Source organism: Streptomyces sp. NBC_00019 (genome assembly GCF_045041015.1).
Lineage (GTDB): Bacteria > Actinomycetota > Actinomycetes > Streptomycetales > Streptomycetaceae > Streptomyces.
This window is the reverse complement of sequence record NZ_CP108302.1, coordinates 10493022-10517573: the sequence shown is the minus strand read 5'-3', so window position 1 is coordinate 10517573 and position 24552 is coordinate 10493022. Positions and strand designations below refer to the sequence as shown.

General features: G+C 67.8%; 18 protein-coding genes and 7 pseudogenes. 9 read left to right on the top strand and 16 right to left on the bottom strand.

Annotated elements, in window-relative coordinates; genetic code table 11:
* Nucleotides 1–20 precede the first annotated feature (20 nt).
* Both OHU89_RS48800 and OHU89_RS48795 read left to right on the top strand, forming a co-directional pair.
* Entirely contained in the window at nucleotides 21–272 is a 252-nt protein-coding gene (locus tag OHU89_RS48800; RefSeq protein ID WP_405655131.1) for a hypothetical protein, read from the top strand.
* Nucleotides 260–468, top strand: a pseudogene (locus OHU89_RS48795) (ATP-binding protein); the annotation flags it as partial. The gene OHU89_RS48800 and the pseudogene OHU89_RS48795, both read left to right, overlap by 13 nt.
* Nucleotides 469–520: 52 nt before the next feature.
* On the opposite strand, the gene OHU89_RS48790 reads toward OHU89_RS48795, so the two are convergent.
* From OHU89_RS48790 to OHU89_RS48770, 5 genes are all read right to left on the bottom strand, one after another.
* A complete protein-coding gene (locus OHU89_RS48790; RefSeq protein WP_405652896.1) occupies nucleotides 521–3202 on the bottom strand; it encodes a LuxR C-terminal-related transcriptional regulator in 2682 nt (893 codons plus the stop codon).
* Nucleotides 3203–3321: 119 nt separating this feature from the next.
* On the bottom strand, nucleotides 3322–4173 hold the full coding sequence (locus OHU89_RS48785) for a class II glutamine amidotransferase (protein WP_405652894.1): 852 nt from the start codon (nucleotides 4171–4173) through the stop codon (nucleotides 3322–3324).
* 145 nt (nucleotides 4174–4318) lie between these two features.
* A complete protein-coding gene (locus tag OHU89_RS48780; protein ID WP_266898602.1) occupies nucleotides 4319–4675 on the bottom strand; it encodes a carboxymuconolactone decarboxylase family protein in 357 nt (118 codons plus the stop codon).
* Nucleotides 4676–5260: 585 nt separating this feature from the next.
* The gene (locus OHU89_RS48775) at nucleotides 5261–5866 is read right to left on the bottom strand and encodes a lytic polysaccharide monooxygenase (RefSeq protein WP_405652891.1); all 606 of its coding nucleotides are present in this window, start codon (nucleotides 5864–5866) and stop codon (nucleotides 5261–5263) included.
* A gap of 795 nt (nucleotides 5867–6661) precedes the next feature.
* A complete protein-coding gene (locus OHU89_RS48770; RefSeq protein ID WP_405652888.1) occupies nucleotides 6662–7312 on the bottom strand; it encodes a hypothetical protein in 651 nt (216 codons plus the stop codon).
* 340 nt (nucleotides 7313–7652) lie between these two features.
* On the opposite strand from OHU89_RS48770, the gene OHU89_RS48765 reads away from it, so the two are divergent.
* A complete protein-coding gene (locus OHU89_RS48765; protein ID WP_405652886.1) occupies nucleotides 7653–8837 on the top strand; it encodes a lactonase family protein in 1185 nt (394 codons plus the stop codon).
* Between the two features lie 259 nt (nucleotides 8838–9096).
* On the opposite strand, the pseudogene OHU89_RS48760 reads toward OHU89_RS48765, so the two are convergent.
* Nucleotides 9097–10294 (bottom strand): annotated as a pseudogene (locus OHU89_RS48760) (RNA-guided endonuclease InsQ/TnpB family protein).
* Nucleotides 10295–10447: 153 nt separating this feature from the next.
* On the opposite strand from OHU89_RS48760, the gene OHU89_RS48755 reads away from it, so the two are divergent.
* Entirely contained in the window at nucleotides 10448–10636 is a 189-nt protein-coding gene (locus OHU89_RS48755) for a hypothetical protein (protein ID WP_405652884.1), read from the top strand.
* Nucleotides 10637–10695: 59 nt separating this feature from the next.
* Here the strand turns inward: OHU89_RS48755 and OHU89_RS48750 are convergent.
* The 3 genes and pseudogenes from OHU89_RS48750 to OHU89_RS48740 all read right to left on the bottom strand — a co-directional run.
* Nucleotides 10696–11033, bottom strand: a pseudogene (locus OHU89_RS48750) (transposase); the annotation flags it as partial.
* Nucleotides 11034–11175: 142 nt separating this feature from the next.
* On the bottom strand, nucleotides 11176–11910 hold the full coding sequence (locus tag OHU89_RS48745; protein ID WP_405652882.1) for a dienelactone hydrolase family protein: 735 nt from the start codon (nucleotides 11908–11910) through the stop codon (nucleotides 11176–11178).
* A gap of 519 nt (nucleotides 11911–12429) precedes the next feature.
* Nucleotides 12430–12711 (bottom strand): annotated as a pseudogene (locus OHU89_RS48740) (WYL domain-containing protein); the annotation flags it as partial.
* 1 nt (nucleotide 12712) lies between these two features.
* On the opposite strand from OHU89_RS48740, the pseudogene OHU89_RS48735 reads away from it, so the two are divergent.
* Nucleotides 12713–12917: pseudogene (locus tag OHU89_RS48735) on the top strand (IS5/IS1182 family transposase); the annotation flags it as partial.
* 98 nt (nucleotides 12918–13015) lie between these two features.
* On the opposite strand, the pseudogene OHU89_RS48730 reads toward OHU89_RS48735, so the two are convergent.
* The 5 genes and pseudogenes from OHU89_RS48730 to OHU89_RS48710 all read right to left on the bottom strand — a co-directional run.
* Nucleotides 13016–13399 (bottom strand): annotated as a pseudogene (locus OHU89_RS48730) (protein phosphatase); the annotation flags it as partial.
* A 9-nt stretch (nucleotides 13400–13408) separates the two neighbouring features.
* The gene (locus OHU89_RS48725; protein WP_405652880.1) at nucleotides 13409–14557 is read right to left on the bottom strand and encodes a serine hydrolase domain-containing protein; all 1149 of its coding nucleotides are present in this window, start codon (nucleotides 14555–14557) and stop codon (nucleotides 13409–13411) included.
* A gap of 301 nt (nucleotides 14558–14858) precedes the next feature.
* Nucleotides 14859–16397, bottom strand: coding sequence for an ISKra4 family transposase (locus OHU89_RS48720; RefSeq protein WP_405652878.1), 1539 nt, complete (start codon nucleotides 16395–16397; stop codon nucleotides 14859–14861).
* Nucleotides 16398–16472: 75 nt separating this feature from the next.
* Entirely contained in the window at nucleotides 16473–17000 is a 528-nt protein-coding gene (locus OHU89_RS48715) for a hypothetical protein (RefSeq protein WP_405652876.1), read from the bottom strand.
* A gap of 74 nt (nucleotides 17001–17074) precedes the next feature.
* The gene (locus OHU89_RS48710; protein WP_405655129.1) at nucleotides 17075–17419 is read right to left on the bottom strand and encodes a hypothetical protein; all 345 of its coding nucleotides are present in this window, start codon (nucleotides 17417–17419) and stop codon (nucleotides 17075–17077) included.
* Between the two features lie 116 nt (nucleotides 17420–17535).
* Between OHU89_RS48710 and OHU89_RS48705 the strand changes: the two genes are divergently transcribed.
* The 3 genes from OHU89_RS48705 to OHU89_RS48695 are packed head-to-tail and all read left to right on the top strand — an operon-like array spanning nucleotide 17536 to nucleotide 20126.
* Nucleotides 17536–18492 carry an ATP-binding cassette domain-containing protein gene (locus OHU89_RS48705; RefSeq protein WP_405652873.1) on the top strand — a complete coding sequence of 319 codons (957 nt, stop codon included), beginning with the start codon at nucleotides 17536–17538 and terminating at the stop codon, nucleotides 18490–18492.
* The gene (locus OHU89_RS48700) at nucleotides 18489–19283 is read left to right on the top strand and encodes an ABC transporter permease (RefSeq protein ID WP_405652872.1); all 795 of its coding nucleotides are present in this window, start codon (nucleotides 18489–18491) and stop codon (nucleotides 19281–19283) included. Before OHU89_RS48705 ends, OHU89_RS48700 begins: the two co-directional genes overlap by 4 nt.
* A 12-nt stretch (nucleotides 19284–19295) precedes the next feature.
* Entirely contained in the window at nucleotides 19296–20126 is an 831-nt protein-coding gene (locus OHU89_RS48695; RefSeq protein ID WP_405652870.1) for a MerR family transcriptional regulator, read from the top strand.
* Between the two features lie 78 nt (nucleotides 20127–20204).
* Here the strand turns inward: OHU89_RS48695 and OHU89_RS48690 are convergent, their stop codons facing one another.
* Entirely contained in the window at nucleotides 20205–20549 is a 345-nt protein-coding gene (locus tag OHU89_RS48690; RefSeq protein ID WP_405652867.1) for an ankyrin repeat domain-containing protein, read from the bottom strand.
* Nucleotides 20550–20736: 187 nt separating this feature from the next.
* On the opposite strand from OHU89_RS48690, the pseudogene OHU89_RS48685 reads away from it, so the two are divergent.
* A pseudogene (locus OHU89_RS48685) lies at nucleotides 20737–21024 on the top strand (transposase); the annotation flags it as partial.
* 326 nt (nucleotides 21025–21350) lie between these two features.
* Here the strand turns inward: OHU89_RS48685 and OHU89_RS48680 are convergent.
* A complete protein-coding gene (locus OHU89_RS48680) occupies nucleotides 21351–24326 on the bottom strand; it encodes a GH59 galactosidase (protein ID WP_405652865.1) in 2976 nt (991 codons plus the stop codon).
* Nucleotides 24327–24552 lie beyond the last annotated feature (226 nt).

The window sequence follows — 24552 nt, the reverse complement described above, 5'->3', positions numbered from 1 at the left end:
AATGCGGACGGTATCGGGAGGTGATCTTCACGGCACACGACGCTGCCGGCCGACTGGCGGGCGAGACAGCCCTTGCGATGCTGGACGCGTTGTCCGAGCAGTCACCGATCGGGCTGCACCTGCTAGGCACCGCGTTGCGGGTGGTACGGGTCAACACCGGAACTCCCGCCATGCAAGGTGTGGCCGCGGACGAGCTGGCGGGGCGCCCGGCCTGCAAGGTCTACCGCATGGTCGATGCCGATGTCGAGGCACTTCTATCGAGCTCCACCTGATCCATGACCGCACCCTGACCTGCGAGGTACGCGACGCCGGCTCGGCCGCCCCCCCCACCTGCGGAACGCCGGCGCAGCGGAGGAGGGTGGACGCGGCCTGTTCATCGCCGCCCGGCTCGCCGAGGCGTGGGGCACGCGGTACACGGCTCCGGGCAAAACGATCTGGACCGAGCCGACGCTGCCGCCCGTTCCCTGAACGGTCTTCCGCGCCGGACGAACGTCCTGCCGATCCACGGTCCGGCAAACGATCACAGGAGGCGCAGGTCGCGTGCGCGGCGCACCGCGTCGCCTCGCCGGTTCACCGCCAGCTTCCTGAACACGCTCTTGAGGTGGGTCTTCACCGTGTTCACCGACACGTACAGATCGGCGGCGATCTCCTCCGTCGACATCATCCCGGCCAGCCGCTCCAGGACGTCACGCTCGCGCCCGCTCAGCTCCACCGCGACGAGCGGCGAAGGCGGCGATTCCGCGCCGGACCGCCCGCCCCTTCGCGCGGGGGACGGACCGGGCGTGAGCCAGCCCGCTGCCAGCTCGTGCAGTGAGGCTGTCGCCAGGAGGGGCCGGATCCACGGTCCGGCATCGAGGAAAGGACGCCTCAGCCGCTCGCGCCGGGCGTCGAGGAGCGCCTGGGCCAGGACTCTGCGGGCGGTGGCGGTGTCTCCCGCCCACTCCGCGGCCTGAGCCCTCACCAGCGCTGCCCTCACAGTCACCGCAGGACCTGTCCCGCCCTGGGTGCGGACGCTGTCGAGCAGGTCGACGGCCGCCCCCGTACGCCCTGCGGCGAGCTGGATCCCCGCGGCCTCCACGGCGCACGCCGGCTGGTCGCCGGACACGCGCTGGAGTGCCTCGGTGGCTTCGTCCGGCCGCCCTTCGGCCAGGTGGGCGGCGGAGACGACGAGTGCTTCATGGCTTGCCGCCCAAGGTGATGCCACGGCCGTGGAGACGGCCGGGTCCGCCGCCTCGACGGCGGCTCGTACCTTGCCCCTGGCCAGCAGCAGACGAGCTGTGGCGAGGGCCTGTCCCGCCGTCAGCACTGGATCGCGCGCTCCCGGGGGGAGGTCCACCTCGTCGAGGAAGGCCTGGGCCCGGTCCAATTCATGGCGGTCGACGGCCACGGCGGCCAGGACCAGCCGTTCGATGCCGGAGCCGGACGGCTGGGGCAGGCCGACCCGTTCCGCCTCGGCCATCGCTGCCAGGGCCTTGCGTTCCGCCCGGCCGAGCCAGCCGTTCAGGTAGTCGAGCAGGGCCAGGTGCCCCATCGACTCTTCCCGGGGCAGCACCGTGGAGGCTCCGTCGTCAGTACCGGCCACGACGGTCAGGGCAGCGCGCGCGTCCTCGAAACGCCCGGCCCACAGGCGCGCCGAGCCCAGATGGGTCAGCAGCAGGGCGTGGAGTTCGGGATGCTTGTCCAGGAGGTGCCCGGGGACTTCCCGCCGCAGCTCGTCGGCCGCTGCGGCGGCCTTCTCGGCCTGCGGAGGACACCCGGCAAACCGGGCCGCCAAAGCCTCCAGCAGTGCGCAGCTCAGCCGGGCGGCCGCGAGGCTGCCCGGGTCGTCGGCCAGGTGCTCCTCGGCGTGGCGCAGGCGGGTCAGACCGCGGTCGAGGTCACGCCCGGACAGGTCGTGCGCCGCGCGTACGAGGTCCGTCGCTGGACTCCTGGCCTCGGGCCCCATGAGGGAGAACAACTGGGTCAGGTCATCCGAGCGCAGGCCGGTGAAGAACTGTCCGATCGCCAGGTCGTCGATGAGCGCACCGGCGGCGAAATCCCAGTCTCCCGCGGCGGCGCCGTGGGCGAGTGTCTCCGTCAGGAAGCCGTGTCGGCGCAGCCATCGTGCGCCCCGCCGGTGCAGTTCCGGCTCCAGCCCGGGCAGCCGCACCCGCAGGTGGGCCCGGAGTATCTCCCCGAACAGCGGGTGAAGCTGGTACCACGCGTGCCCGAGGTGTTCGACGAAAGCGTTGTCGCGATGCAGCCCGGCGAGGATGAGCTCGGCATCGGCACGCAGGGTCAGCGCGTTGGCCAGGTCGGGGCAGAAACGCTCCAGGACGCTCACCCGCATCAGAAGGTCCTGTGTCTCGTCGGGCTGTCTCTTGAGAACCTCGGCCAGCAGGAAATCCGCGACCGTACTGCGGTCCGCTTCGAACTCCTTCAGGTAGAGCTCCGGGTCGGCGCTCTCTCGAGCGGCCAGAGCGGACAGGCGCAAGCCGGCGGCCCAGCCCCGGAGGCGGTCCACCAGGGCGCCCGCGGCGTGGACCGGAAGGCTCAGACCGTGCAGCTCCAGCAGTGCGACGGCCTCCTCGGCGGTGAAGGCCAGCTCGGCGCCGCGGATCTCCGTCAGCTCGCCGGCCGCGCGGTAACGGTGCAGCGGAAGCAGTGGTTCGGTGCGGGTGACAAGGACGAGGTGCAGGCCGCCTCCCGCGTGGTGCAGTACGAACTCCAGCTGCTCCGCAACCTCCGGGGCGGTCACGCGGTCGTATTCGTCGAGCACGAGGACCACGGGCCGGCTGCGATCGTTCAGCTCGGCGGCGAGGGCTGCCAGCAGCTTTTGGTCCACCCCGGTCGCGTCCGCGGGGGTCCCGACCGCGTCGGATGCCGGTGCACCGCAGGCGCGCAGTGCCTGAAGAACGTATGCCCAGAAGACCCCGGGACGCCGGTCCCCCACTTCGACGGTGAGCCAGGCGACCGGCGGCCGCAGTCCGGCAGCCCAGTCGGCGGCCAGCAGGGTTTTGCCGGCCCCGGCCGCACCGTTGACCAGTGTCAGCGGAGTCCGCAGAGCCTGGTCGAGGTGCTGGACCAGCCGCTGGCGCCGAAGGAAGGTTGCGGACCTCGCGGGGAGGGCGAACCGGGTGCGCAGGAGCGGGTTTCCCAGGGGATCGGCGCACTGAACGGCCGCAGCGGTCGGTCCTTGAGCGTTGTCGTGGGTCTCGGCCATGGAGCTCATCACCCCTTCCGCCAGGGTCACGGCACGGGCAGCGCTCCCTTCCAGCCTCCCAGTCCTGCTGCCTCGGCGCGCGGCACAGCGGGCCGATGGCCCGTGCACCGTCTTGCTGGTCAGCTCCGGGCCGATTCGCCTTGGAGGGAGGGCCGGAACGTATGGAGCATGTCTCCACCTGGCTGAATGATGCCGAAACTGCTCTCCGGCACCTCGTTCCAGGCGCCGGGGAGGGCGCCCAGCGGTTCGGAGACGACCAGGCGAGTGTCGTCGGAGATGTCCCGCAGGAACGCGGCATCAGGGTGGAGCGCACGCAGGGTGTCCACCTTGGTGCTGAAGTACAACGACCGCGAGCGGCCCTCGCTGGAGTAGCGGAAGGCCCATACACGTTCCCCGTCGGCCACCGCGAGGGTCATCTGCAGCGGGTAGCGGATGCCGTGCGCGTGCCCCACCTTCTCGACCAGGGCGGCCATACGCGCCACGGCATCGGGAGGCTTCTCCGCCAGGCCGAATGTGAGGGCCAGGAAGAACATCAGCTCGGAGTCGGTGGAACCCTCGATTTCGGGATACAGGGCCGGATCGACGGCCAGAGCGAGATCGCGCCGGAGCCGGTCGAACCCGCTGATCGCGCCGTTGTGCATCCACATCCAGCGGCCGTTCCGGAAGGGGTGGCAGTTGGTCTGCTGCACGGCAGTCCCGGTCGAGGCCCTGACGTGCGCGAAGAACAGACCCGAGCGAACGTGGTGGGCGACCTCCGACAGATTGCGGTTGCTCCAGGCCGGACCGACATCCCGCAGCACCGCCGGAGTGTCCGTCTCCTGCGCGTACCAGCCGACACCGAAACCATCGCCGTTGGTCGTCTCCACCCCCATACGGGAGTGCAGGCTCTGGTCAATCAAGGAGTGCTCCGGCTCGAACAGGACTTGGCTGAGAAGGACGGGCGTACCCGAGTAGGCGATCCAGCGGCACATTTCGGCTCCCCCGTTTCTTGTATCGGAGGTATCGAGTGATGGTTCGTGCAGTCCGCTTACGGTCAGTGCGGTCGCCGTATTTTGCTGCCGGTACCCGTTGTGCGTCGAGGACGGGTACCCGCCCGAGACAGGTCAAGGGAGCAGGTCAGGACTTGCTCCGGGTCTGGGCTTCCGTCTCGGCCATTGCCTCGGCCTCGGCCTCGGCCAGCGCGATGGTGATGCCGAGCGCCTCGGTGATGTGAGTCGCGGCCGACATGACGCGTGCTGTGCCGACGACTGGGGCGATGGCAATGAGTACGTCCTGCAGTTGCTCGGGGGTCAGGTCGGCCTTGATGGCAGGGTCGACATGCGCGAGGTAGGAGATTGCCGGGGCGTCCATGGCTGCGAGCGCGGCCAGGCGGGTGAGAATGAATGTTTTCTCGTCCAGGCCGCAGCGCTCGATCGAGTCGACCGTCATGGCGACGAGCGTGTCGAGAACGGGAGTGTCTGACTGCATGGCCATGCCAATGCCGCCTTCCGGTGGTGTTCGGAGCCGACACACGCCATATCCCTTAGCCACGGGGCCCCCTCCCGCGCCAACCTTTTACTCATCCACGGTAGGAGCGGCGAGAGCCAACCGCACGTCGGACTGAACAGGCGACCCACTGAGACAGCCCGATTCGGGAGCCGGAGCCCGCCATCCCGTCCCGCCAGGGCGAGTCGCCTGCGGGCCATCGACCAGATCGAGCGAGCGCAACGGATCTGGCCTACGACTCGTCCGGAACAACCATGAAGAATCCGCCACCGGCCGCAAGGTAACAATCCGCTTCCTGCGTCTGGAGAACGTGCGAGCACTACTGCCGTTCGGGAACGCCATCACTGTGCACGGCCCCACCGAAGCCAGGGCTCACCTCCCCGACCTCGCCACCAAACTTGCCCACCACTATGCGCCGTCACCAACGTCCTGACCCGCAACAACTAGGAGCGCAGGAAGCCCCGTCGGGGCAGGATGACCAAATGGGTCCCCTGCCCCGACGGAGCTCGGTCGGCCGGGCGGCGGGTTACCGGCGCCCGGCAGAGGCCGGTGCCGTGTGCGGTGCTCTCCGGCTCAGCCGAAGTTCACGTCGCTGCACCACATGTAGGCCTGGTCGAGGTGCGAGGCCTGCCAGATCACAAACAGGATGTGGTGTCCGGTGTACCCGGAGGTCTGGACAGGGAACGTGATGTCCTGCGCCGGGGCGAAGCGGCCGGTCTGCGTGATGAAGTCGAGGTTGCTCCAGCCCAGGGCCTGGGTCTGAGGGTTGAAGCCCTGCTTGCTCACGTAGACCTTGAAGTAGTCGGCACCGTGGGACGCCTGGTCGTACAGGTGGACCGAGAAGTTGCTGCCGACGCTGGTGGTCTTCCACTGCCCGGGCTTGTCCAGGCTGGCGTTCCTCGAGAGGTTGTTGCTGCAGAGCGTCCCGTCAGGGGTCCGCGCCTGGAACTGGCCACCGAGGCCGTCGCGGAGCGCGCTCATCCAGTTCCACATGGTGTCGGCGTTGGCCTGGAAGGCCTGCCAGCACATGGGGTCTTCGGTCTGCATGGCCGGGTTCGTGTGGTTGCTGCCCCACGTCTTCCAGCACTGGTACGCGCGGGAGGCGGGGTCGACGATGGTGCCGTGAGCCTGGGCGGGGGCCGACCAGGTAAGTGCGCCGACAACCACGGCGAACAGCATGACGAGCGCCTGGAGAGGCCGGCGGGGGGACGGCCGCGAACGCGCGGTTAACGGACTCTTTTTGCGCATGTGGGGGGACTCCTTCCAGTTGCAAGGCTGTTATGGGAGCGCTCCCAACGCTAGGACTTCCGAGGGAAATGTCAATGAAGCAAACGGAGTTGATTACAGGGACGGGCGGCGAGCAGGGCATCTGCCGTGAGTCAGGAGTCAGAACGGTTCCCGGGACCGGAAAACCAGGATGCGGCCTGGGCCGGCGTGCGGGGCGACACCAGGGAGGGGCGTTCGCGGCATGGCAACGGGACCTGGTTCTGGCGTGAGGGCTGTCCAGTTCCCCAACACGCAAGATCCCAGGTCCTCATGCCTCCTACGTCTGCTCGCCGACGATCAGCATTTCGTTGACCGCTGGTGGCGGGCCACTTCTCCAGCCGTTTTCGAACAGCTTTGAGTGGGCGTCAAGTTCGATCTTCCGGTGCAGCCAGGTGCTCGGGGCGGCCTCAGCAGCAGCCCGGCACGGCGCGGGACGGCGGTGTGACAGCTCGCGGTGGGACCCGGAGCTATGTACCCGCTGGGCAGGTTCCCTTCGTCTTCTGGACCCGGCACCGGACACACCCGCCGAGCCCTACCTCCCGCCCGTCTCACCCTCCTAGGCGCCCCCACCTGACGGGGCAGAGCCAGTCGAAGGCTGACCGGGCCGACGCTCGCGTCACCCTCCCCATGCCTGATCGGTAGATGTCCAGCACCTGTTCGGTATGACAGCGGACAGCGGTGCGACGTGTATCGGATTCGGCGGGCAGGTCATCCTCCAGTCCCGTGATCGCCCGTTTGGTGGCGGGGAAGCATGCCGGCCCCGCCGGTAGGGGCGCTGCTTCCGGCCCCCCAGTGGAGCAGCGCGAAGCCCAGGGCGAAGCCGAGCATGGTCCATACGCCGCGTGGCCAGAAGATGTGGCTGTCGACGAAGGACCAGCCGGCCGCGAGGAGCACCATCGTGCCGGGAAGTATTCGGGCGCCGTGCTTGGGGAGCAGCGCGACTGCCGTGGCCGCGATAGCACCGATGAGGGCATACGCGCCGGCCTGCCCGAGCGCCTCGCCCATGTCGTAGAGCGGGCGCTTGACCGGCCCGAGGCTCGCTGTCTCGCCGGCGTGCTCGACCGCGGTTCCGGCAGCGATGCCGGCGACCGCGTCGAGGCCGGTGTAGAAGGCCGCGTAGACGAAGGCGCACGCCCAGGCCACCACGGTGGCGAAGCCCGTGAGGCCGATTCGGGGCCGATGCCACAAAGGGACCAGGAGACCGATCGTGAGCAGCGGAAAGACCGGCAACAGTGCGATGTGCAGCTGTGTCCAGTCCGAGGCCGTCGGCCTGGACAGCCCGTGCGGATGCGCGATGCCCGCCGCAGCCAGCACAAGGGGGGCGGCAGTGACAAGGGCGATGCTTCGGATGGTCAACACGCCTGCGAGCGTAGGCCCGTGAGGTCATCCGATACGGCCGCGTAAGGGTTCCGTAAGACTCTTGCCTCCGCGTCCGCGCCCTGCCAAGAGCCCCACGGCACTCGCTGGCTTCGTGGCCTGCCGGACGCGGCGAAGCCCTGTCACTGCGCAGCCAGAGTCTCTTACGAGAGTCTGACGCGACCGCTGTTTCAGATCGGCACACCGTTCCCACGGCTCACTCTGGTGCCGTCCGCAGCCGTGGACCGCATCACGCCGACACACAGGGACGAGACACATGCACAGCAGCCGCAAAGCCCACCGTCGCACGAGCCGGTCCGCCGACATACATGGCGGTCATCGTGTGAAGTCCAGGACACGGCGCATCGTGATCGGCGGCGGGGCCCTGGCCATCGCCGGGGCCGCCACGGTGGCCGTGTCCCTGGCCTCGGCGAGCCAGTACTCCGGGAGCTCGGCCGGGGCCGACCACGCCGTCTTCGTCCAGGGCAACGAGTTGGACGGCAACACCATCCACGTGTTCGCGCGGGGCGACAACGGCAAGCTAAGTCCCTCGGGGACCTTCGCGACCGGCGGCCAGGGCGGTGACCAGGTCGACGCACCCACTGACTCGCTCGCCTCCCAGGGCTCACTCGTCTACGACGACGCTTCAGGCATGCTGCTGGCCGTCAACGCGGGCAGCGCAACGGTGACCTCCTTCCGCGTCGAAGGGCAACAGCTCAAGGACCGACGCGTCGTGCACTCCGGCGGCAAGTTCCCGGCCAGTATCGCGGTGCACAGCAAAGTCGCGTACGTCATGAACGCGGGCGGCGAGGGCAGCATCCAGGGCTTCAGGATCACCAGCAAGGGGCTCAAGCCCCTGCAGGGGGCCCACCGTTCCCTGGGCCTGGACAACGAGGACACACCGCGCTTCGACACCTCGCCAGGAGAGGTCGAATTCGCCCCGGACGGCCGCAATCTGATCGTCACCACCAAGGGCAACAACACCGTCGAAGTCTTCCCGATGCAGCCGAACGGCCTCCCGGCCGTCGCCGAACCCGTCGTCAACAAGTCAGCCGGCGGCGTCCCGTTCGCGATCAGCTTCGACAGCACCGGGAAGCGGATGCTGGTCGCCGAAGCCGAGAAATCCACGGTCACCACGTACAAGGTGAAGCACGACGGCACACTGAAAGTCCTCCAACAGCCCCTGCCCAGCGGCCAGGAGGTCCTGTGCTGGCTGGAGCGCGCGGGCAACTACTTCTACGGCGGCAACACCGGCAACTCCACCGTCACCGGCTACCGCATGGATAAGCGAGGCAAACTGGCCCTGACCAACGAGGTGGGTATCGCCACCCCGCCCTCAGCCAACTCGCAGGGCGTGATCGACCTCGCCGTGACCGAGGACGAGAAATTCGTCTACGTCCAGAACGCCGTCTCCGGCACCGTCGACGGCTTCCGCGTCGAAGCCAACGGCGCCCTCACCAAGGTCACGACGGCCGAGGGCCTGCCCGCCTTCGACGAGTCCGGAATGGAAGGCATCGCCGCCGTCTGACACGGACACGACCAGCGCGGCGGGCCCTTGGCACAGAAAGGTCCGCGGCGAGCTGAAGGGATCCTCCTCCACGCGAGGCAGGGACGCCCAGATGATGAGCGCCGCAGCGCCAGTTGCAGCGGTCAGGGCCGCGTGGCTGCGGCCTTTCGAGCCCCTGGTCTCCCCTGTTTACTGTTCCGGCGTGGCACCTTGCCCCGCCGGAACAAGCCGAGGGGGATCACGTTGTTGACTTCCTCCTCCTGGTGAGCGAGGAGGATTCCTACGGCTCGCGCCGTGGGGTTTTCTGCTTCACCGCCGACTGCCCGCCCGGAGAACTCCGTTGAGGTCTAACACCGCCTCCACAGACCGTCGCCGCCAGCCCGGCGGCCAGAAGGTTGTTCGCCGCGTTCACGTCCCGGTCATGGGCCATCCCGCAGGTCCCGCACGTCCAGGCACGGACGCTGAGCGGCATCCTCTCCCGCACGCTGCCGCAGCCGGAGCACAGCCTGGTGGAAGGGAAGTAGCGGTCCACCGCGATCACTTCCCGCCCGTACCAGGCGGCCTTGTACTCCAGCAGGCAGCGGAATTCACGCCAGCCCGCGTCCGCAATAGCCCGGGCGAGCGTGTGGTTCTTGACCATGGTGCGCACGGTCAGGTCCTCGATCACGAGCGTTTGATTTTCACGCACGAGCCGAGTCGTCAGCTGGTGGAGCAGGTCCCGGCGCCGGTCGGCGATCCGCACATGGATCCTGGCGACGCGACGGCGGGCCTTGTCCCGGTTCGCCGAACCCTTGGCCTTGCGGGACAGCTCCCGCTGCGCCCTGGCCAGCCGGGCCCGGTCACGGCGCTCATGCCGGGGGTTGGCGACCTTCTCCCCCCGTGGACAGGGTCAGCAGGTGGTCCAGACCGACATCGATACCGACCACCGCATCCGTGGCGGGAGGCGGCTTCACAATCGGGTCTTCGCACAGGATCGAGACGAACCAGCGTCCGGCCGCCCCGGCGGACACGGTCACCGTGGACGGCTTCGCCCCCTCGGGCAGCGGCCGGGACCACACGATGTCCAGCGAGTCCGCCATCTTCGCCAGTGTCAGGGCGCCGCCGCGGAAGCGGAACCCGCTGGTGGTGTATTCCGCCGACTTCCGCGACCTCTTGCGCGACTTGAAGCGCGGGTACTTCGCGCGCTTGGCGAAGAAATGGGTGAACGCGCTCTGCAGGTGGCGCAACGTCTGCTGCAGCGGCACCGAGGACACCTCGTTGAGGAACGCCAGCTCCTCGGTCTTCTTCCACGCCGTCAGCATCCCGGAGGTGGCGTTGTAGTTGACCCGCTCCTGCCGTGTCCACGCCTCACTACGGGCGGCGAGCGCCAGGTTGTAGACCTTGCGGACGCAACCGAAGGTCCGCGACAGCTCCGCCGCCTGCGCATCGCTCGGATAGAAGCGGTACTTGAATGCCCGCTTCACAGGGTGCACGGCCACGCCCACAACCTAGCCAGACCGCAGGCAGCGATCAAACGTACCGGTCAGGGCACTGCGATCCGCCCTGGCGGCGTATCCCACCTCTGTGCCCTGCGCCGCAGGAGTTTCGTTTCCTCCCCCGGCTGAAGCCGGGGGTATCCACGAAAGATTCCGATGAAGCCGTGTTCGTCCAGCGACCCGGCAGCCCTGTGGAATGTGGAGTTCACCGGCGCGAGTTTCGCGCTGAGGAACAACGTCACCAAGACCTGTCTTGGCGAGCAGCCAAAGGACATCAACGACATCCGCCACGTCAATCTCACCAGGTGCACCGGCGGTGCTTCCCAGCAGTGGTACGTCTACTGACCAGAGGTCCTCGTTTCCGCCTGTCCCTTTCTCAGTCTCAGTGTCCCGTTTCTGACCCACGGGGCATCGGGACGCAGCCAGTTGGTCACGTCCACAGCCGTCACCAGCCGTCCGCCGGCTGCCTTCGGTTGCGCCAGTGCGGCCAGCAGCCGCCCAAGCCGAGCGGTGTCGGTGGGGCCGCGGTTCAGCGCGTCGTACATCGCGCCGTGCCAGCGCCGGTGCTCGGCCACGAGCGTCAGGTCCACCGGCGAGGTCACCGGCCCGTCCGCGCGCAACAGCGCGTCCGCCAGCTCGAAGAGTACATCGCCCCGTGCGGTCAGGCATGCGTACAGACTTCCCGGAAGTGCGACGCCCAGGCGAACGCATGCCGCCTGACGTCCAGTTGCAGCACACTCATGTCCACGGCCTTCGCGCCGGTCCCACGTGTTTCTTGATCCGGAACACAGGATCAGGCGAAGGCCGCCCTGACATGCGGGCATTTCCCCGTCCGAACGAACGAGTACGAGACGCCTACGACTGCACGAGTTTAAAGATCCAGCTCAGCTCTTGGTCAGGGTGCGGCCGAGAAGGGGCAACAGGCCGTCCCAGTGAAGCTGCAGTGCGGCGGGGTTGAAGGCATCGGTGTCGGACATGGTGAAGCCGTGGACGGTGCCAGGGTAGATCTCGGAGGTGTAGCCGATACCCGCCGCGTCCAAGGCCTTGTTGAGCTCGCCGAGGGCCTCGGGCGTCAAGTCGCTCTCGGCGTGACCGAAGTGGACCTCGGCTGCGAGCTTGGAGAGGCTGTCGGGTCCGTCGACTCCCACTGGGCCGTGGAATGCGGCGAGGGCGACTACCTGGCCGGGGTGGGCCGCGGCGGTGCGCGTCGCCACGAGGCCGCCGATGCAGTAGCCGGTCACTGCGACCGGTCCGTCGCTGACCTCGGGCTGAGCGGTAAGGAACTTGAGATAGGCGTCAGCGTCGCTCAGGACACGTTGTGTGGTGTGCGCCTCGATCATGGGCATCAGCTGAGCGAAGACCGCGGGCCGGACCTCTTCTCCGATGTGCTCGGGAAGTTCGATCACCGGTGCCGGGCCGTGCCGGTAGAGGAGGTTGGGGACGAGCACGTAGTACCCGTGCCCGGCCAGCTCGCGGGCCATCTCCCGCAGCACGGGCCGAATCCCGAAACCGTCCGGGTACATCAGCACCCCTGGGTGCCGCCCTCCACCATCGGGAAGGGCAGCGAACGCGTCGGCATGGCCGTCCGCGGTGGGAATCTGCAGCATCTTGATGGGCATGAATGCTCCTGTCGTGGTTGACGTGTCCAGCCTGTGATCAACACGACGGAGGCGGAGCCCGCGCAGCAGTGCAAGTTCCTCGATCCAGCAGCGGGCCCTCACTGGCCCGTACGGCGCTCAGAGGAGCACCGGGTCACCAATCCGTGTGTGGCGCGATGCCGTCCCGGTAGTCATAGCTGCACAACCTAGCCCACCGGATGAAGCCGATGCCAGACCACCGGGCCACAGAGCTGTTCGCGAGATCGATGGTGGCCTCTGAGCGTTCGAGTTGGCCCCGGCGAGCGCTTTGGACGGCCCGTCACCAGTGCGGTGGAGCCTTTGAGCTGGGGAGTAGGTAGTGGGCGCGGCAGATGCGAGATGCTCGCCTCTTGATCTGCCGGCGGTGAACGGGTGTGCCTACAATCCGAGACGGGATCGGCGCGAGGTCCCGGGCCAGGCGATGGACCTGCCGCTGCGTCCGGGATGCCGCTTTTCGCGAGGACGCCTCCAAGATCCGCACTTCGACACGGTGGGACGGTCTCAGCCGTATCGCTCAACGAGCGCGTTGCCGATCGAGGCCAGGTGGTCTCGCACACCCGGAGGGCCAATCACCTCGAGCCGTTCGACCAGCCCAGCAAGCTCGCCGGCGAGCCTGTACTCGTTGTAGCCGCGGATCACGACCTCGATGCGACCGCCGGTCGTGGAACCTCCCACCTCGAGCCGACCGCCGAGCGCCATCCGGAGCCGGCCCATCCCGTGGGGCACGCATACCGCCTGGATTTCGAGGGGCATTCGCTTGCGGTCGACCTCGTCGGCGATCTGGATCCGGGAGGCGCTCGGGCCGCTCTTTGCCGACAAGGACTTCGTGGACCTGTCCCCGCAGCGAGGTCAACCCGCCTCGCCGCCACATCAGTTGGCGCTCGCCTCGCTGCTGCGGTTCGTGGAGGGCCTATCACACCGCCAAGCGGCGGCCGTGCGTGCGCGGGCGCATCGACTGGAAGTTCCCCCTTGGGCAGCTGGAGTTAACGGCCCGGCCTTGTCGGAGGCGGCAAGGCGCCGCGGCCTGCGCCCGATGCGCCAGCGATGGGTGCGACAAGGGGCCCCGAGCGGTCGACGCTCCGGGCGCCTAGGAGATACCGCACAACGCGACGACCTGCTGCTCTTCCTCCGACAGGGTGGGACCAGGAGCGGGCGTGGATGAGGTCTCGGAGGCGTTCTCGCTCTTGGATGCCTTCTGCTCGGCTCTCTTCTTCCGCGCGGAGGCCTGCACCCCGAGAGCTTGGATCTGCTTCTGAGCGGTCTCAAGATCGCCCTCGGCAAGGATGCCTTCGAGGAGCTTCCGCTGGTAGGGCGGCAGGTACTTGAGTTCGATCTCCGGGTGGTCCTTCGTCATCTTCGACAAGGACGGCCAAGCAAAATCATGGCTGATGCCCCGGTACAGAGCAACGTTATCGTAGTTGGCACCCCCGTAGTACTGCGTCTGCGTCAACTGGTAGAAGACGGACAGCCCGTGCGTATGTCAGGCGTCCGTCGCGTACCGCCAGAACTCCCTCATTACCGGTGCCGGCGTCGGACCCATCGCTGCCACCTGAGTCAGCAGGGTGGTGACCGTGTCCGTGGCCGGGATGATGTGCGCCGCTGTGCCCGTGCCGCCGACCCAGCCGTAGCGGCCGGGGACATTCCACGGGTTGGTCCGCTCGATGTCGACCGAGCCGCCGAAGCCCCAGCCTTGGCCCTCCAGGAACAGCCGGCCGATGTCGCGCTGCGCCGGATTCGTATGGTCGCTGGTCATCATGCGTACGGATTCGGCTGACAGCACCCGGCGGCCGTCGGCCGCCACCCCACCGGCCAGCAGCATCCGGCAGAAGGCCAGCCAGTCGTCGGCGGTCGAGGCCAGCCCGCCGTTGCCGAGCGGTAGCGCGGGCGGGCTGCTCCATTCGCCGTCCGGGCCGTCGGAGAGCTCCAGGCTGCCGTCGTCGCCTGGCCTGTAGAAACTGGTGAACCGGTCCCGCTTGGCGGCGGGCACCTCGAAACCGGTGTCCACCATGCCCAGCGGCCTGAAGATCCGCTCCGCCAGGAACTCAGGCAGCGGCTGTCCGGTGGCCCGTGAGATCAGCACCCCCTGCAGTACGGAGCAGGTGTCGTACAGCCAGGCAGCGCCCGGCTGGTACAGCAGCGGGATGTTGCCGAGCGCCGCCATCCACTCGTCGGCCGGCGGGAAGTTGCTCGGCACTCGGCCGTCCCTTTGCACCGTGAACAACTCCTGCACCGCCGGCAGGGTGAAGTCGGAGGGGAATCCGTACCCGGCCTGGGAGGCCAGCACGTCGAATACGGTGAGGGGCCGGTCGGCCGGCACAACGTCGTCCACCGGGCTCGCCGGCGTGCGCACGACCATCGGCTTCGCCACCTCCGGCAGCCACATGCCGATCGGGTCGTCCAGCGCGACCCTGCCCTCCTCCACGAGGATCAGCAGTGCGGCGGCAGTGACGGACTTGGTGATCGAGGCGACCCGGAAGATGGAGTCCCTCGCCATCGGGGTGCCGTCGCCGGCGTCCTGCACGCCGACGGCCACCACCTCGACCTGGTCACCCCGGGCCACGAGGCCAACCGCTCCCGGCAACGTACCGGCACCGACGTGGGCTTCGAGCAAGTCGAGCAGGGTAGCCATGAGGCCGCCTTCCAGACGATTGCTGTCGAAAGTCAGACTCCCGCACGGGCCGGGAATCATCGACGTCGGCAGGTCTGGCGGCCGGAGCCTCGTCACAGAACGTCTCACAAAGACCGGATCATGATCGGCGTTTCTTGAGCCGCCTCCAGAGGAGGCTGCAGGCGAGGGATGCGAACGCGTCGTGGAGCTCGGTTCGGCGTTCCCATCGGAGGGCGAGGCGTGTGACCTGGTGGAACAGGGCGAAGCTCTGCTCGACGACCTAACGGAGTTGGGTGCGGGTCCTCTGAAGTGACGGTCGGGATCAGGCCGTGAGGCGGTATTTCTGCTGGTCGTGGCTGGGGTAGAGGCGTTGGTGTTCGCGGGCCGTGTGGAAGGTCCAGTAGTCCTCGAAGTCGCCGTTCGTGATCAGTGCGCGGAGTTGGAGGACGGCTTCGGCGCCGTCGAGTCCCCAGCGGGCGCCGGTGATGTCGAGGCGGTCGGCGATCAGGTGGCGGCAGGCTCCTTCGACGGCGCCGGTGGCGATGGGCCAGCCGGCTGTGAGGGCGGTGTCGTAGTGGAGCTGGTCGAGGTGGCCGGTGAGGTAGCGGTGGCAGGTGGTGACGGCGTCGCGGCGGGTGGCGGGAAGCTGTTCGGCTGCGGCTTGGAGGGTCATCTCGGTGGCGGCGCGCTCCGCGTGTCCGGCGAGGATCGCGGTGAGTTTGTCCGCGGCCCAGGTCTCGGCCTCGCGGCTGCCGGGTGGATGGAAAGCATGCGCGGCCGTCCAGCAGTACTCGGCAACGTGCACGAAGTCGAGGAGGACGTTGAGGCGGATGTCGCGGCGGGAGGCTTCGTCCTGGATCAGGTCGAGTTGGTGGCGGGCGCCGTCGACGAGCACGATCCAGTCCCGCAGATGCTGCGGGTCGCGGGCCTCGGCCTGGTCGAAGGCGTCTGTGATGACCTGCTCCGGAGGACGGATCACGGAGGCGGTGCACCATTTGCGCTCCGCTTTCGGGCCCGGCCTGACCGGCCGGCTCTGGCTGCGGCCGCCGGGCGGATGCACGATGTCGTGCGGCCTGCGCGGGGCCGGGACGGTGTCGAAGATGCAGGCCACCGTCGCCATGCGCTTGCGGTTGGGTTTCTCCCCCGGGGCCAGGCGTCCGCGCCGTCCGGCCGCCGCGGTCCTGGCCGCGGCCCGGCGGGTGGCCTCGCGCAGGGCTTCGGGGCGCATCACCACGCCTTTGCCGTCGACCTGGAGGACCAGCGGCATCTCGCGCGTGCACGGAGTGGGGATCTTCACCGTGTAGTAGGCGGCGATGTCGACAGCGGCGGCGACCACGAGTTCTTTGAGGCGGCGCTTGCCGAGCACTCTTCCGCACCGACGCTCGACCGCCTGCTGGGCCTGGTCGAACGAGCCTCTCACGGCTTCCAGGACCGCGAGGCGGGCCAGGCCGCGCGAGTGCCGGCCGGCGGGCAGCGACAACGCTTCGTCCGCCGGGTGCACGTTGGACACGCCCCGGCCGCGATAGGCGATCCTGGTCACCCGCACCGACCCGAACACGCAGGTCAGCCAGCGGGGATGGCTGCTCTCCCGCCAGGTCCGCGCCTGTCCTTCCGGCCCGCGCACCACCGGCCGTCCCGCGCCGGGGCGGGCCGCGGCTTCTTCCGCCCTCGCCCGCGCATCGAGGTGATCCTGCATCAACTGCCGCAGCAGCTCGCGTCCTTGGTGTTCGAGCAGTTCTTCCAGTTCGTCATGGGCCAGGCTGTGCGCCGGGGCGCCGGCCAACGTCGAGACAAGGCGTTCGAAGGCATCACGGGAGGCCACATACCCATCTGGCTCGGATAAGGCATCGTAGGGTTCCATCTGGGGCTCTTCTTCAGGTCTTCTTGCGATTCGGTTTGGTTGGCACCTTCGAATCTACGGAGAAGAGCCCCTTGGTCACCGGGAGTTGACCCGGCCGGTGTCCCCGTCATGGCGGGCCAGGGTGAACCGGCCCGGCGTGTCCTCGTCCAGCCAGCCCCGCTCCACCAGACGCTTCAGCTTCCCCCGGGTACCCTCGATCTTCGCCGTGGTGGCCTCCAGCCCGATCCGCGGCACGATCTGCTTGGCCTGCAACGGACCCGGAGCATCAGCGACGATCTCCACGATGTCCCGGTACACATCCGGCAACACCCCAGCGACCAGACCCTCCCGCCACGGCGGCACCGCCATCACCCCGATCCCGTGAGGCGCCGGCGCCCCCTCGGGTTCCGACGCATCGCGCGCCTCCACCTCCGGTGGTGCCTCCGCGGCCGACAACTCCGCCAGCACCTGCACGACGGTCTCCCGCGTGATCTCCCACCGCGACAGATCTGCCCGGGCCCTCTCCAGGCGGACGGCCAACTCCGCAGCCTCAGCCTGGAGTTCTTCCACCCGCTGTCGAGCCGCGGCCTCCCGCGCCTGAAGCTCTTCCGGCAACGACACCATGGCGCCCCCACCTCCACCTCGCCACGGTAGAAGCACGACGACACCGCCCACACGTCAATCAGCATCTTCCCAGCTCAGCTATCCCTCGAAAGGACCCGCACCCAACGGAGTTTGCCCAGGCCCTGGATGTTCGGGGCGCCCTTGCGGGAGATGCCGGACAGGATCCGGCACTTGCGCAGCTGCTCCCGGTTAGGGGTGCAGTCGTAGCCCTTCTCGCCGAGCAGGGCCTCGGGGCGTCTGCGGGGTCGGCCTGGCCGTCCAGCGACGGGAATCAGACCGCGCAGGTGGGCGGCGTCGGTCGCGCCGAGCTCGCGCAGCAGCCGGTGGTGGTGCTCCATCAGGTGGCGGGAGACGTCGATCGACAGCACGTCCAGTTCGGCATCGAGGTTGTCGCAGCGGTCATCTCCGGCGTAGGACAACCGACCGCGGCCGTGTGAGGCAGAGACCGACGCCGACGCCGACGCCGCGAGTGTGCGCGGTCATGTAGCGGCAACAGTTGACCCTGACGCAGGGGCAACCTTTCAGCATGGTGGGCATGACGACGAGAACCAGTGCGATTGAGGTCGCCGGGCTACGCAAGTCGTACGGCGGCCACGAGGTGGTCGCCGGAGTCGACCTGAGCGTCCCCGTAGGCACCGTCTACGCCCTGCTCGGGCCCAACGGGGCGGGCAAGACCACCACAGTGCGGATCCTGTCCACATTGCTGCCCGCAGATGCGGGTGAGGCTCGGGTCGCCGGCTACGACATACGCCGTGAGGCAGACCAGGTGCGTGCGTCGATCGGAGTGACCGGGCAGTTCTCCGCCGTGGACGAGTTACTGACCGGGCGGGAGAATCTGCGGCTGATGGCCGACCTCGGCCACCTCGACCGGCGCCATGCGCAGAGCGTGGCAGAGCAGCTGCTGGAGCGGTTCCACCTGGCTGATGCCGCCGACCGGCGCGCGGTGACGTACTCGGGCGGTATGAAGCGGCGGCTGGACCTGGCGATGACCCTGGTGGCCGGGCCGCGGCTGATCTTTCTGGACGAGCCGACCACCGGTCTCGACCCGCGCAGCCGCCGTGACCTGTGGGGGATCGTGCGGGAGCTGGTGGCCGACGGGGTGACCGTCTTCCTCACCACCCAGTACCTGGAGGAGGCCGACCAGCTGGCCAACCGGATCGGTGTGCTCGACGGGGGCCGGCTGGTCGCCGAGGGCACCGCGGCCGAGCTGAAGCGGCTGGTCCCCGGCGGTCATGTCCAGCTCCAGGCCGCCGACAGCGAACGGCTGACCGAGTTGGCGCGCCGGTTCCCCGAGGCGACCCCGAACACCGCGGCGCTCACCCTGACCCTGCCGCACGACGGCAGCCTCACCACGCTGCGACGGCTGTTGGCCGGGATCGACGACAACGCGGTCACCGGGCTCGCCGTGCACACCGCCGACCTGGATGACGTGTTCCTGGCTCTGACCGACCACTCCACCGCCGACGAGTCCCCCGAGGAGGTGCCGGCATGAATAGCGCGACGTATGCCGTCCGCGATTCGGCGACCATGCTGCGCCGCAACCTGAAGCACATGGCCCGGTACCCGTCGCAGACGCTGATGCTGATCGGCCTGCCGCTGCTGTTCCTGCTGCTGTTCGTCTACGTCTTCGGCGCCACGATGGGTGCCGGTCTGTCCGGAGCCCCGGCGGGGGACCGCGGCGCCTACCTGACGTTCATCACTCCCGGGATCTTGGTGATGGCGGTGTCGAGCGTGTCCGTCAGCACCGCGGTCTCGGTCGCCACCGACATGACAGGCGGAATCATCGACCGGTTCCGGACCATGCCGATCGCCAAGGTGTCAGTGCTCACCGGCCATGTGCTGGGCGCGATGGTCCAGACTGCGCTGGCCCTCGCCACGGTCTTCGGGGTGGCGTTCCTGCTCGGTCTGGAGAGTGCCGCTTCGGCGATGCAGTGGTTGGGCCTTGCCGGGCTGCTCGCGCTGCTGTCGTTCGCGATGACCTGGTTCACCGTGGCGCTGGGGTTGGCCAGCCCCACCCCGGAGGCCGCGAGTAACTGGCCGATGATCTTCATCATGCTGCCGTTCGTGGGCAGCGGATTCGTGCCGGTGGAGTCGATGCCGACCGGGCTGCGGTGGTTCGCCGAGTACCAGCCGTTCACGCCGATCATGAACGCTTTCCGCGGTCTGCTGGCCGGGGCGCCCGATGGTTCCGACGTGCTCTGGGCCATCGGCTGTTGTGAGGTGATCGGGCTGGTCGGCTACCTCTGGTCGCGGCGTCTCTACCGGACCCGGGCTGCGCACTAGGAGACTGGTCTGATGCTGACGATCGGCGAGCTGGCGTCGTATGCCGGAGTGACGGTGCGCGCGGTGCGGCACTATCACGCCAAGGGTCTGCTGCCTGAGCCGGAGCGGGACCACTCGGGCTATCGGAGGTATGGCGCCGGCGCCGTGGTCGAGTTGGTCAAGATCCGGACCCTGGCCGAGGCCGGGGTGCCGCTGGCGCGCGTGCGAGAGTTGCTGCAGGCCGATGCGGAGGAGTTCGCCGCGGCAGTCGCCGATATCGACAAGCGGCTGCGGGCGGAGATCCGGGAGCGGCAGCGGCACCGCGAGCGGATCGCCCGCCTCGCCGCCGGAGACAGCCTGGCACTGCCCCAGGAGGTGGTCGAGTACCTTGACCGGCTGCGGGCGCTCGGGGTCGACGAACGGATCGTCCAGGTCGAGCGCGACGGCTGGATCCCGCTGGCCGCGCGCTCACCCGAGCGAGTCCCGGAGTGGATGGCACGCAAGCGAGATCAGATCACCGACCCGCAGATCACCGACTTCTATCTCACCCTGAGCAAAGCTCTCGACCGCACCGACGACGACCCACGACTGGAGGAACTGGCCGACAAGCTGGCCACCTACATCACGCAGATGGCCGACGACCAGGGCGAGTTCTACGTCGACGACACCGGCATCGAGTCACCGTTCGCCGAGCTGCTGGACACCCATGTGTTCGACACCCTGCCGCCGGCCCGTCGGCTGATCGAACTGTTGACGAAGCGAGGCTGGACCGGCTGGACCAAGCTTAAGCGCGTGAACCCAGCACGGGGTAGAGACCACGACGGTGCACGCGGCAGGGGAGGACATGCGCAACCTCGCCGCTGAGATCCACACGTTCATTGCGAGCGTCGCGGAGTAGCTGAACCAGCCCCAATGCCGGGCTCAGCCATATGAGATGACGCTTCACAGACCCTCACGCGGAGGGAGGAAACGCTTTAGCAGTTCTTGTGCCATGGCATGGCCGTAGTGTTCGGCAACCTGCAGTGGCGTTTCCCCGTCGTCTGCTGGCAACTGAGGATCTGCGCCGTATGCAAGCAGAATGGCTGTCGCCGCCGTGTTCCACGGGTGTCCCGTTTGCAAGTGGCCGTCGCCCTCAAGGTCGAGCGCGTGGGTGAGCAGCGTGTGCCCGAAGCACCTTTCGTCCGGATCCGTTCCGGATGCGAGAAGAACGGTGAGCGTCTCGTAGTCGCTGGCCTCCACGGCCTGGTGCGCCGGCGTCCAATTCGAGTCGCAAGACGTGTCGGTCATGTGAGGAAGCCTACGGAGCTGGCGACCTTTGCAGTCCAAGATCCACTTTCGCAACAGGCCCTGGTAGGGTCGGGGACTGGCGCGGTGGCTGATGCTCCGTTTCCAGTCCCCGCCGCTTCAAACCGTGCATGCAGTTTGAACCGCCCCGGCTCGAGATAGAGACTCGATTTCATGAAAGGATCGAGTCATGGCACGACCTTCCCGTTACCCGCTTGAGCTCCGCCGTCGTGCGGTGCGCATGGTCGCTGAGGTGCGCGACGATCACCCGAACGAAACGGCCGCTCTGCCGACGGTGGCCGACAAGCTCGGCATCGGCTCCCGCGAGACGCTCCGAAACTGGGTGAAGCAGCACGAGATCGACGCGGGGGCGCGTCCAGGCACGACGACGGACGAGTCCGCCCAGCTCAAGGCGTTGAAGAAGGAAAACGCCGAACTCAAGCGGGCCAACGAGATCCTGAAGGCCGCGGCGAGTTTCTTCGCGTCAATGACAGAGTCTGGGACACGGGCCTTCGGGTGGTGACAAGGTGACTGGAACCGGCGGGGCTGGCTCGTTTCTTTGCTGCCCCAGCGATGGTGGCTTGTCGGCGATGTGCCGCCCCGTCGGCTCGGGTCTCCCCTTCGGAGTGGCCTGATAGGAGCGTGCCGCGCGAGCCCGATTGAGGCGTGCCCCCGTAGTGGAGACGTCCCTTGACTCTCCATCAGTCTGCGGAGGCTTTATGCACAAGGGGCCGTACCGGAGGAATCCGGTACGGCCTCTTGAACATGTACGACGAACGCGCGGGGCCCGCGGGCCCAGGGTACCTAGCGGGCGGCGGTGCCGTCCTTGTGCACCAGCCGGTCGTGAGCCTGTTCGAGCCGGTCCGTGATCTGCTCGACGCCGATGGCGTCAAGGCCCTTCTGCCGTCCGGCCACGGCAGCCTTCGCTGCCGACGACGCGGAGGCGAACAGGGCCCAGGAGCCGGCCGTGTAGTCCGCCTGCGTCGGACGTCCGTACTTCTCCAGGGCGTCCCGGATCGGTGTCGTGTCCACGGTGCGGTCCACGTCCCCGGAGATGGCGTTGAACGCGTCGAGAACGATCTTTCCGGACTTGAGGACGAACCTCGCCGTGTGCGCGCCGTCGGGCAGACCGCGGAGCGCGTACGTCGCAAGGCGCTTGTCGGTCGCGGCCGTCTTCACGTCCCGCGCGATCAGCTTTCCGTCGACGTAGATGTCGAGGACGGCGGTGCCGTCGTTGCCGCCGATGACGTCGATGCCCGTGCCGGTGAACGGGACGGTGACCGACGAGCCGGCGCTCGTGCCGGTCGACGTCGACCGGTACCAGTCCATCGCGTCGCCGAGGGAGGCTTTGCGGCTCCACGTGCCGTCGTAGGTGACCGAGCTGTCCATGTTGTCGAGCTGCGCGCGGGCGTACGGCGTGTACCCGTCGATCTTCTCGACCTTCAGGTTGTCGAACGCCGTCTTGTGGAAGTCGCTTCCGATCTTGACGCGTCCTTCGGTCTGCGGAGTCGGGTCCTGGTACGTGGAGACGGCCTTGCCGTCGATGTAGGCCGTGATCGTCGCGCCCTTCGCCTCGATGGCGAGGTGGTAGCCGTCGGAGGCCGCGACCGTTCCCGACTGGACGGCCGTGCCGTATTCGTAGAACGTCCAGGTGCCGGTCGGTGCGATGCGCACGTTGTAGGCGGCGTCGCTGATCGCCATGCCCTTCTGCTGACGGACGCCCAGGGCGGCGAGTCCGCCGTCCGGGTCCGGGAACGAGACGTCGACCGTGGCCCGGTAGTTCTCCCAGCGGAAGTCGCCGACCGTCGTGTTCGGGGTGTTGCGGTTCCAGGCGCCGGTGTCCTTCATGGACTGGTCCATGTACTGATACAGGACGTTGTCGCCGCTGGCGTCCTCACCGACCTCCCAGGCGCCGGTCTGGTCGACCATGTAGCGAGGCTGATTTCCGCGCGACCTCAGGTAGGGCTGGGACGTCCTGTGCGCGCCGTTGCCGGTGCCGACCTGGACCCTGCCCTCCTCCTCGTACCCGAAGTCGTCGGCGTACAGGATGTTGTCGCGGGTGTTGTGCTTCTTGCCGGTCGCGTCGGTGTCCAGCACCGTGCGGTCCCACGACTCGGGCAGACGTTGCTTCGTCGCCTTGTCGTGGCTCTTGTCGAGCGTCGTCAAGGTCACGATCGACCTCGGCTCGACCGTGTAGGTGTAAAAGCCGGCGCCGCCGGGCCGGATCTCGTCGACGAGGTGCTTGAAGTTCGCGTCGTAGGGCCGGCCCGCGTCCGGTCCGCGGGTTTCCCAGATCTCCATGGTCGGGTCGGAACCGAGTCGCATGTTCTCGGCTTTGATCCGGTAGGTCTTGGGCTGGTCGCTGTCGTTGACGACGATCGTGGAGAAGTCCTTCTTACGGGGGTCCGCGAGCGTCATGTAACTCGGGGCCCCGTTCGAGCCGTCGACGTTCTCGGTGCCGCTCACCCCGCTGTAACTGGCCTCCGGCACGGTGCGCCAGATGCCCGCCGTGTTCGTGGCGTTCTCCCAGCCGGTTTTGGCGAACTGGGTGAAGTGCTGCATCACATAGAGGGCCGCGTCGTAGTGGAGGTGGCCCGACCACGGGTCACGCGCGCTGACGAGTTCCTTGTGGCTGTACTGCGCGCCTTCGTAGAAGGAGCCGATCGCCGGCTGGAAGATGTAGTGCGTCCGCTTCGAGTTGGCGTAGCTCTTGACGGAGCGGTTCGCGAGATCGAGGGCGCTCTGGACGCCGCCGATGCCGGTGCTCGTTCCGTTCGGACCCTCGGTGTTGTTGACGCGGTAGTCGGTGTAGCCGAAGGAGCCGACTCCCTCGCTGTACCAGACTTCCTTGTCCTCGCCGTACTTGTTCTCACCGGTCGCCAGCCTGGTGTAGGGCAGATTGGTGTCGCTGCCGACGGGCCCGTCGTGCCGGTCCTCGGTGGTGTAGTGGTAGCCGACCGCGTCGACCATGCCGAAGAGCTCCGCGTCGCTGAGCATCGACGGCCCCATATTGAGGGTGGTGTTCTCGTCGGCGGCGATGATCTTTATGCTGCGGTAGGCCTTCTCGGCCTGCTCCCGCTTTTTCGCCGGGATGCCGTAACGGGGGTCAGCGAAGTCCGTGTCGGCCAGAATCGCCTTCTTGTACCACTGGATGAAAGCCTCGTCCGGATCCCGCGTCTCGTTCGTGTCCGGGTTCACATAGTCGACCATGTACCCGTATTTCTCGTACGCGTCGAGGATCGTCTCCTTGTACCACTTGTACATCTCGTCGGAGCCGGTGCCCTTGTTCCATTCGTTCTGAACCCATCGGGGCATGACCCAGCGGAGAATCGAGACCTTGAGCTTCGGGTTGACCGTCTTGGCGTCCGCTGCCAGCTGGAAGCCCGGGGAGCGCGACGCGTCGGCCAGTTCGTCCGCCGTGCGCATGGTCACAGGGTCGGAACCGGTCGACGTGTTCGTGTCCGAACCCATCTCGACCTTGACATGGTTGATCAGGGGGTTCTTCCCACCGAACAACACGCGGATGAGTTCCCAGTACCGGTCGGGGTGCTCCGCCTTGTAGTCCATCAGCAGGTTGCTCGTGCTGTTGCAGCTGAGCACGCCGAGGCCCTTGTAGGTCAAACCGTTCACGTTGTCGGCGCGAACGTCGTCTCCGTTGACAACGACCTCCACGGGATCGTCTGCGGTGTGGGCGGCGGGGGCGGTGATCACTCCGGCCGCGAGTGCCATGGTCGTTGCCGCGACAAGCGACACCCAGCCGAGTCTTCGCTGTGGGCCCATTCCGCTTCGACTCCTTGTTCTCGTAGGGCGTACCGACGCCAGACGTTCGAGATTCCGAAAGGTGTCCGCGATTCCGGGAGGACCGTAGGTGGTAAGCGATTTCTACGTCAATCCCTGTGCACGTCGTGCCAATTGAGGTCCCCTGGGCGTCCTCACCGGCTGGAAACGCCTGGATGCCGAGGCGGCCGTCGCGGGACACCGCGTTCGCGGCGGTGCGGGATGATCA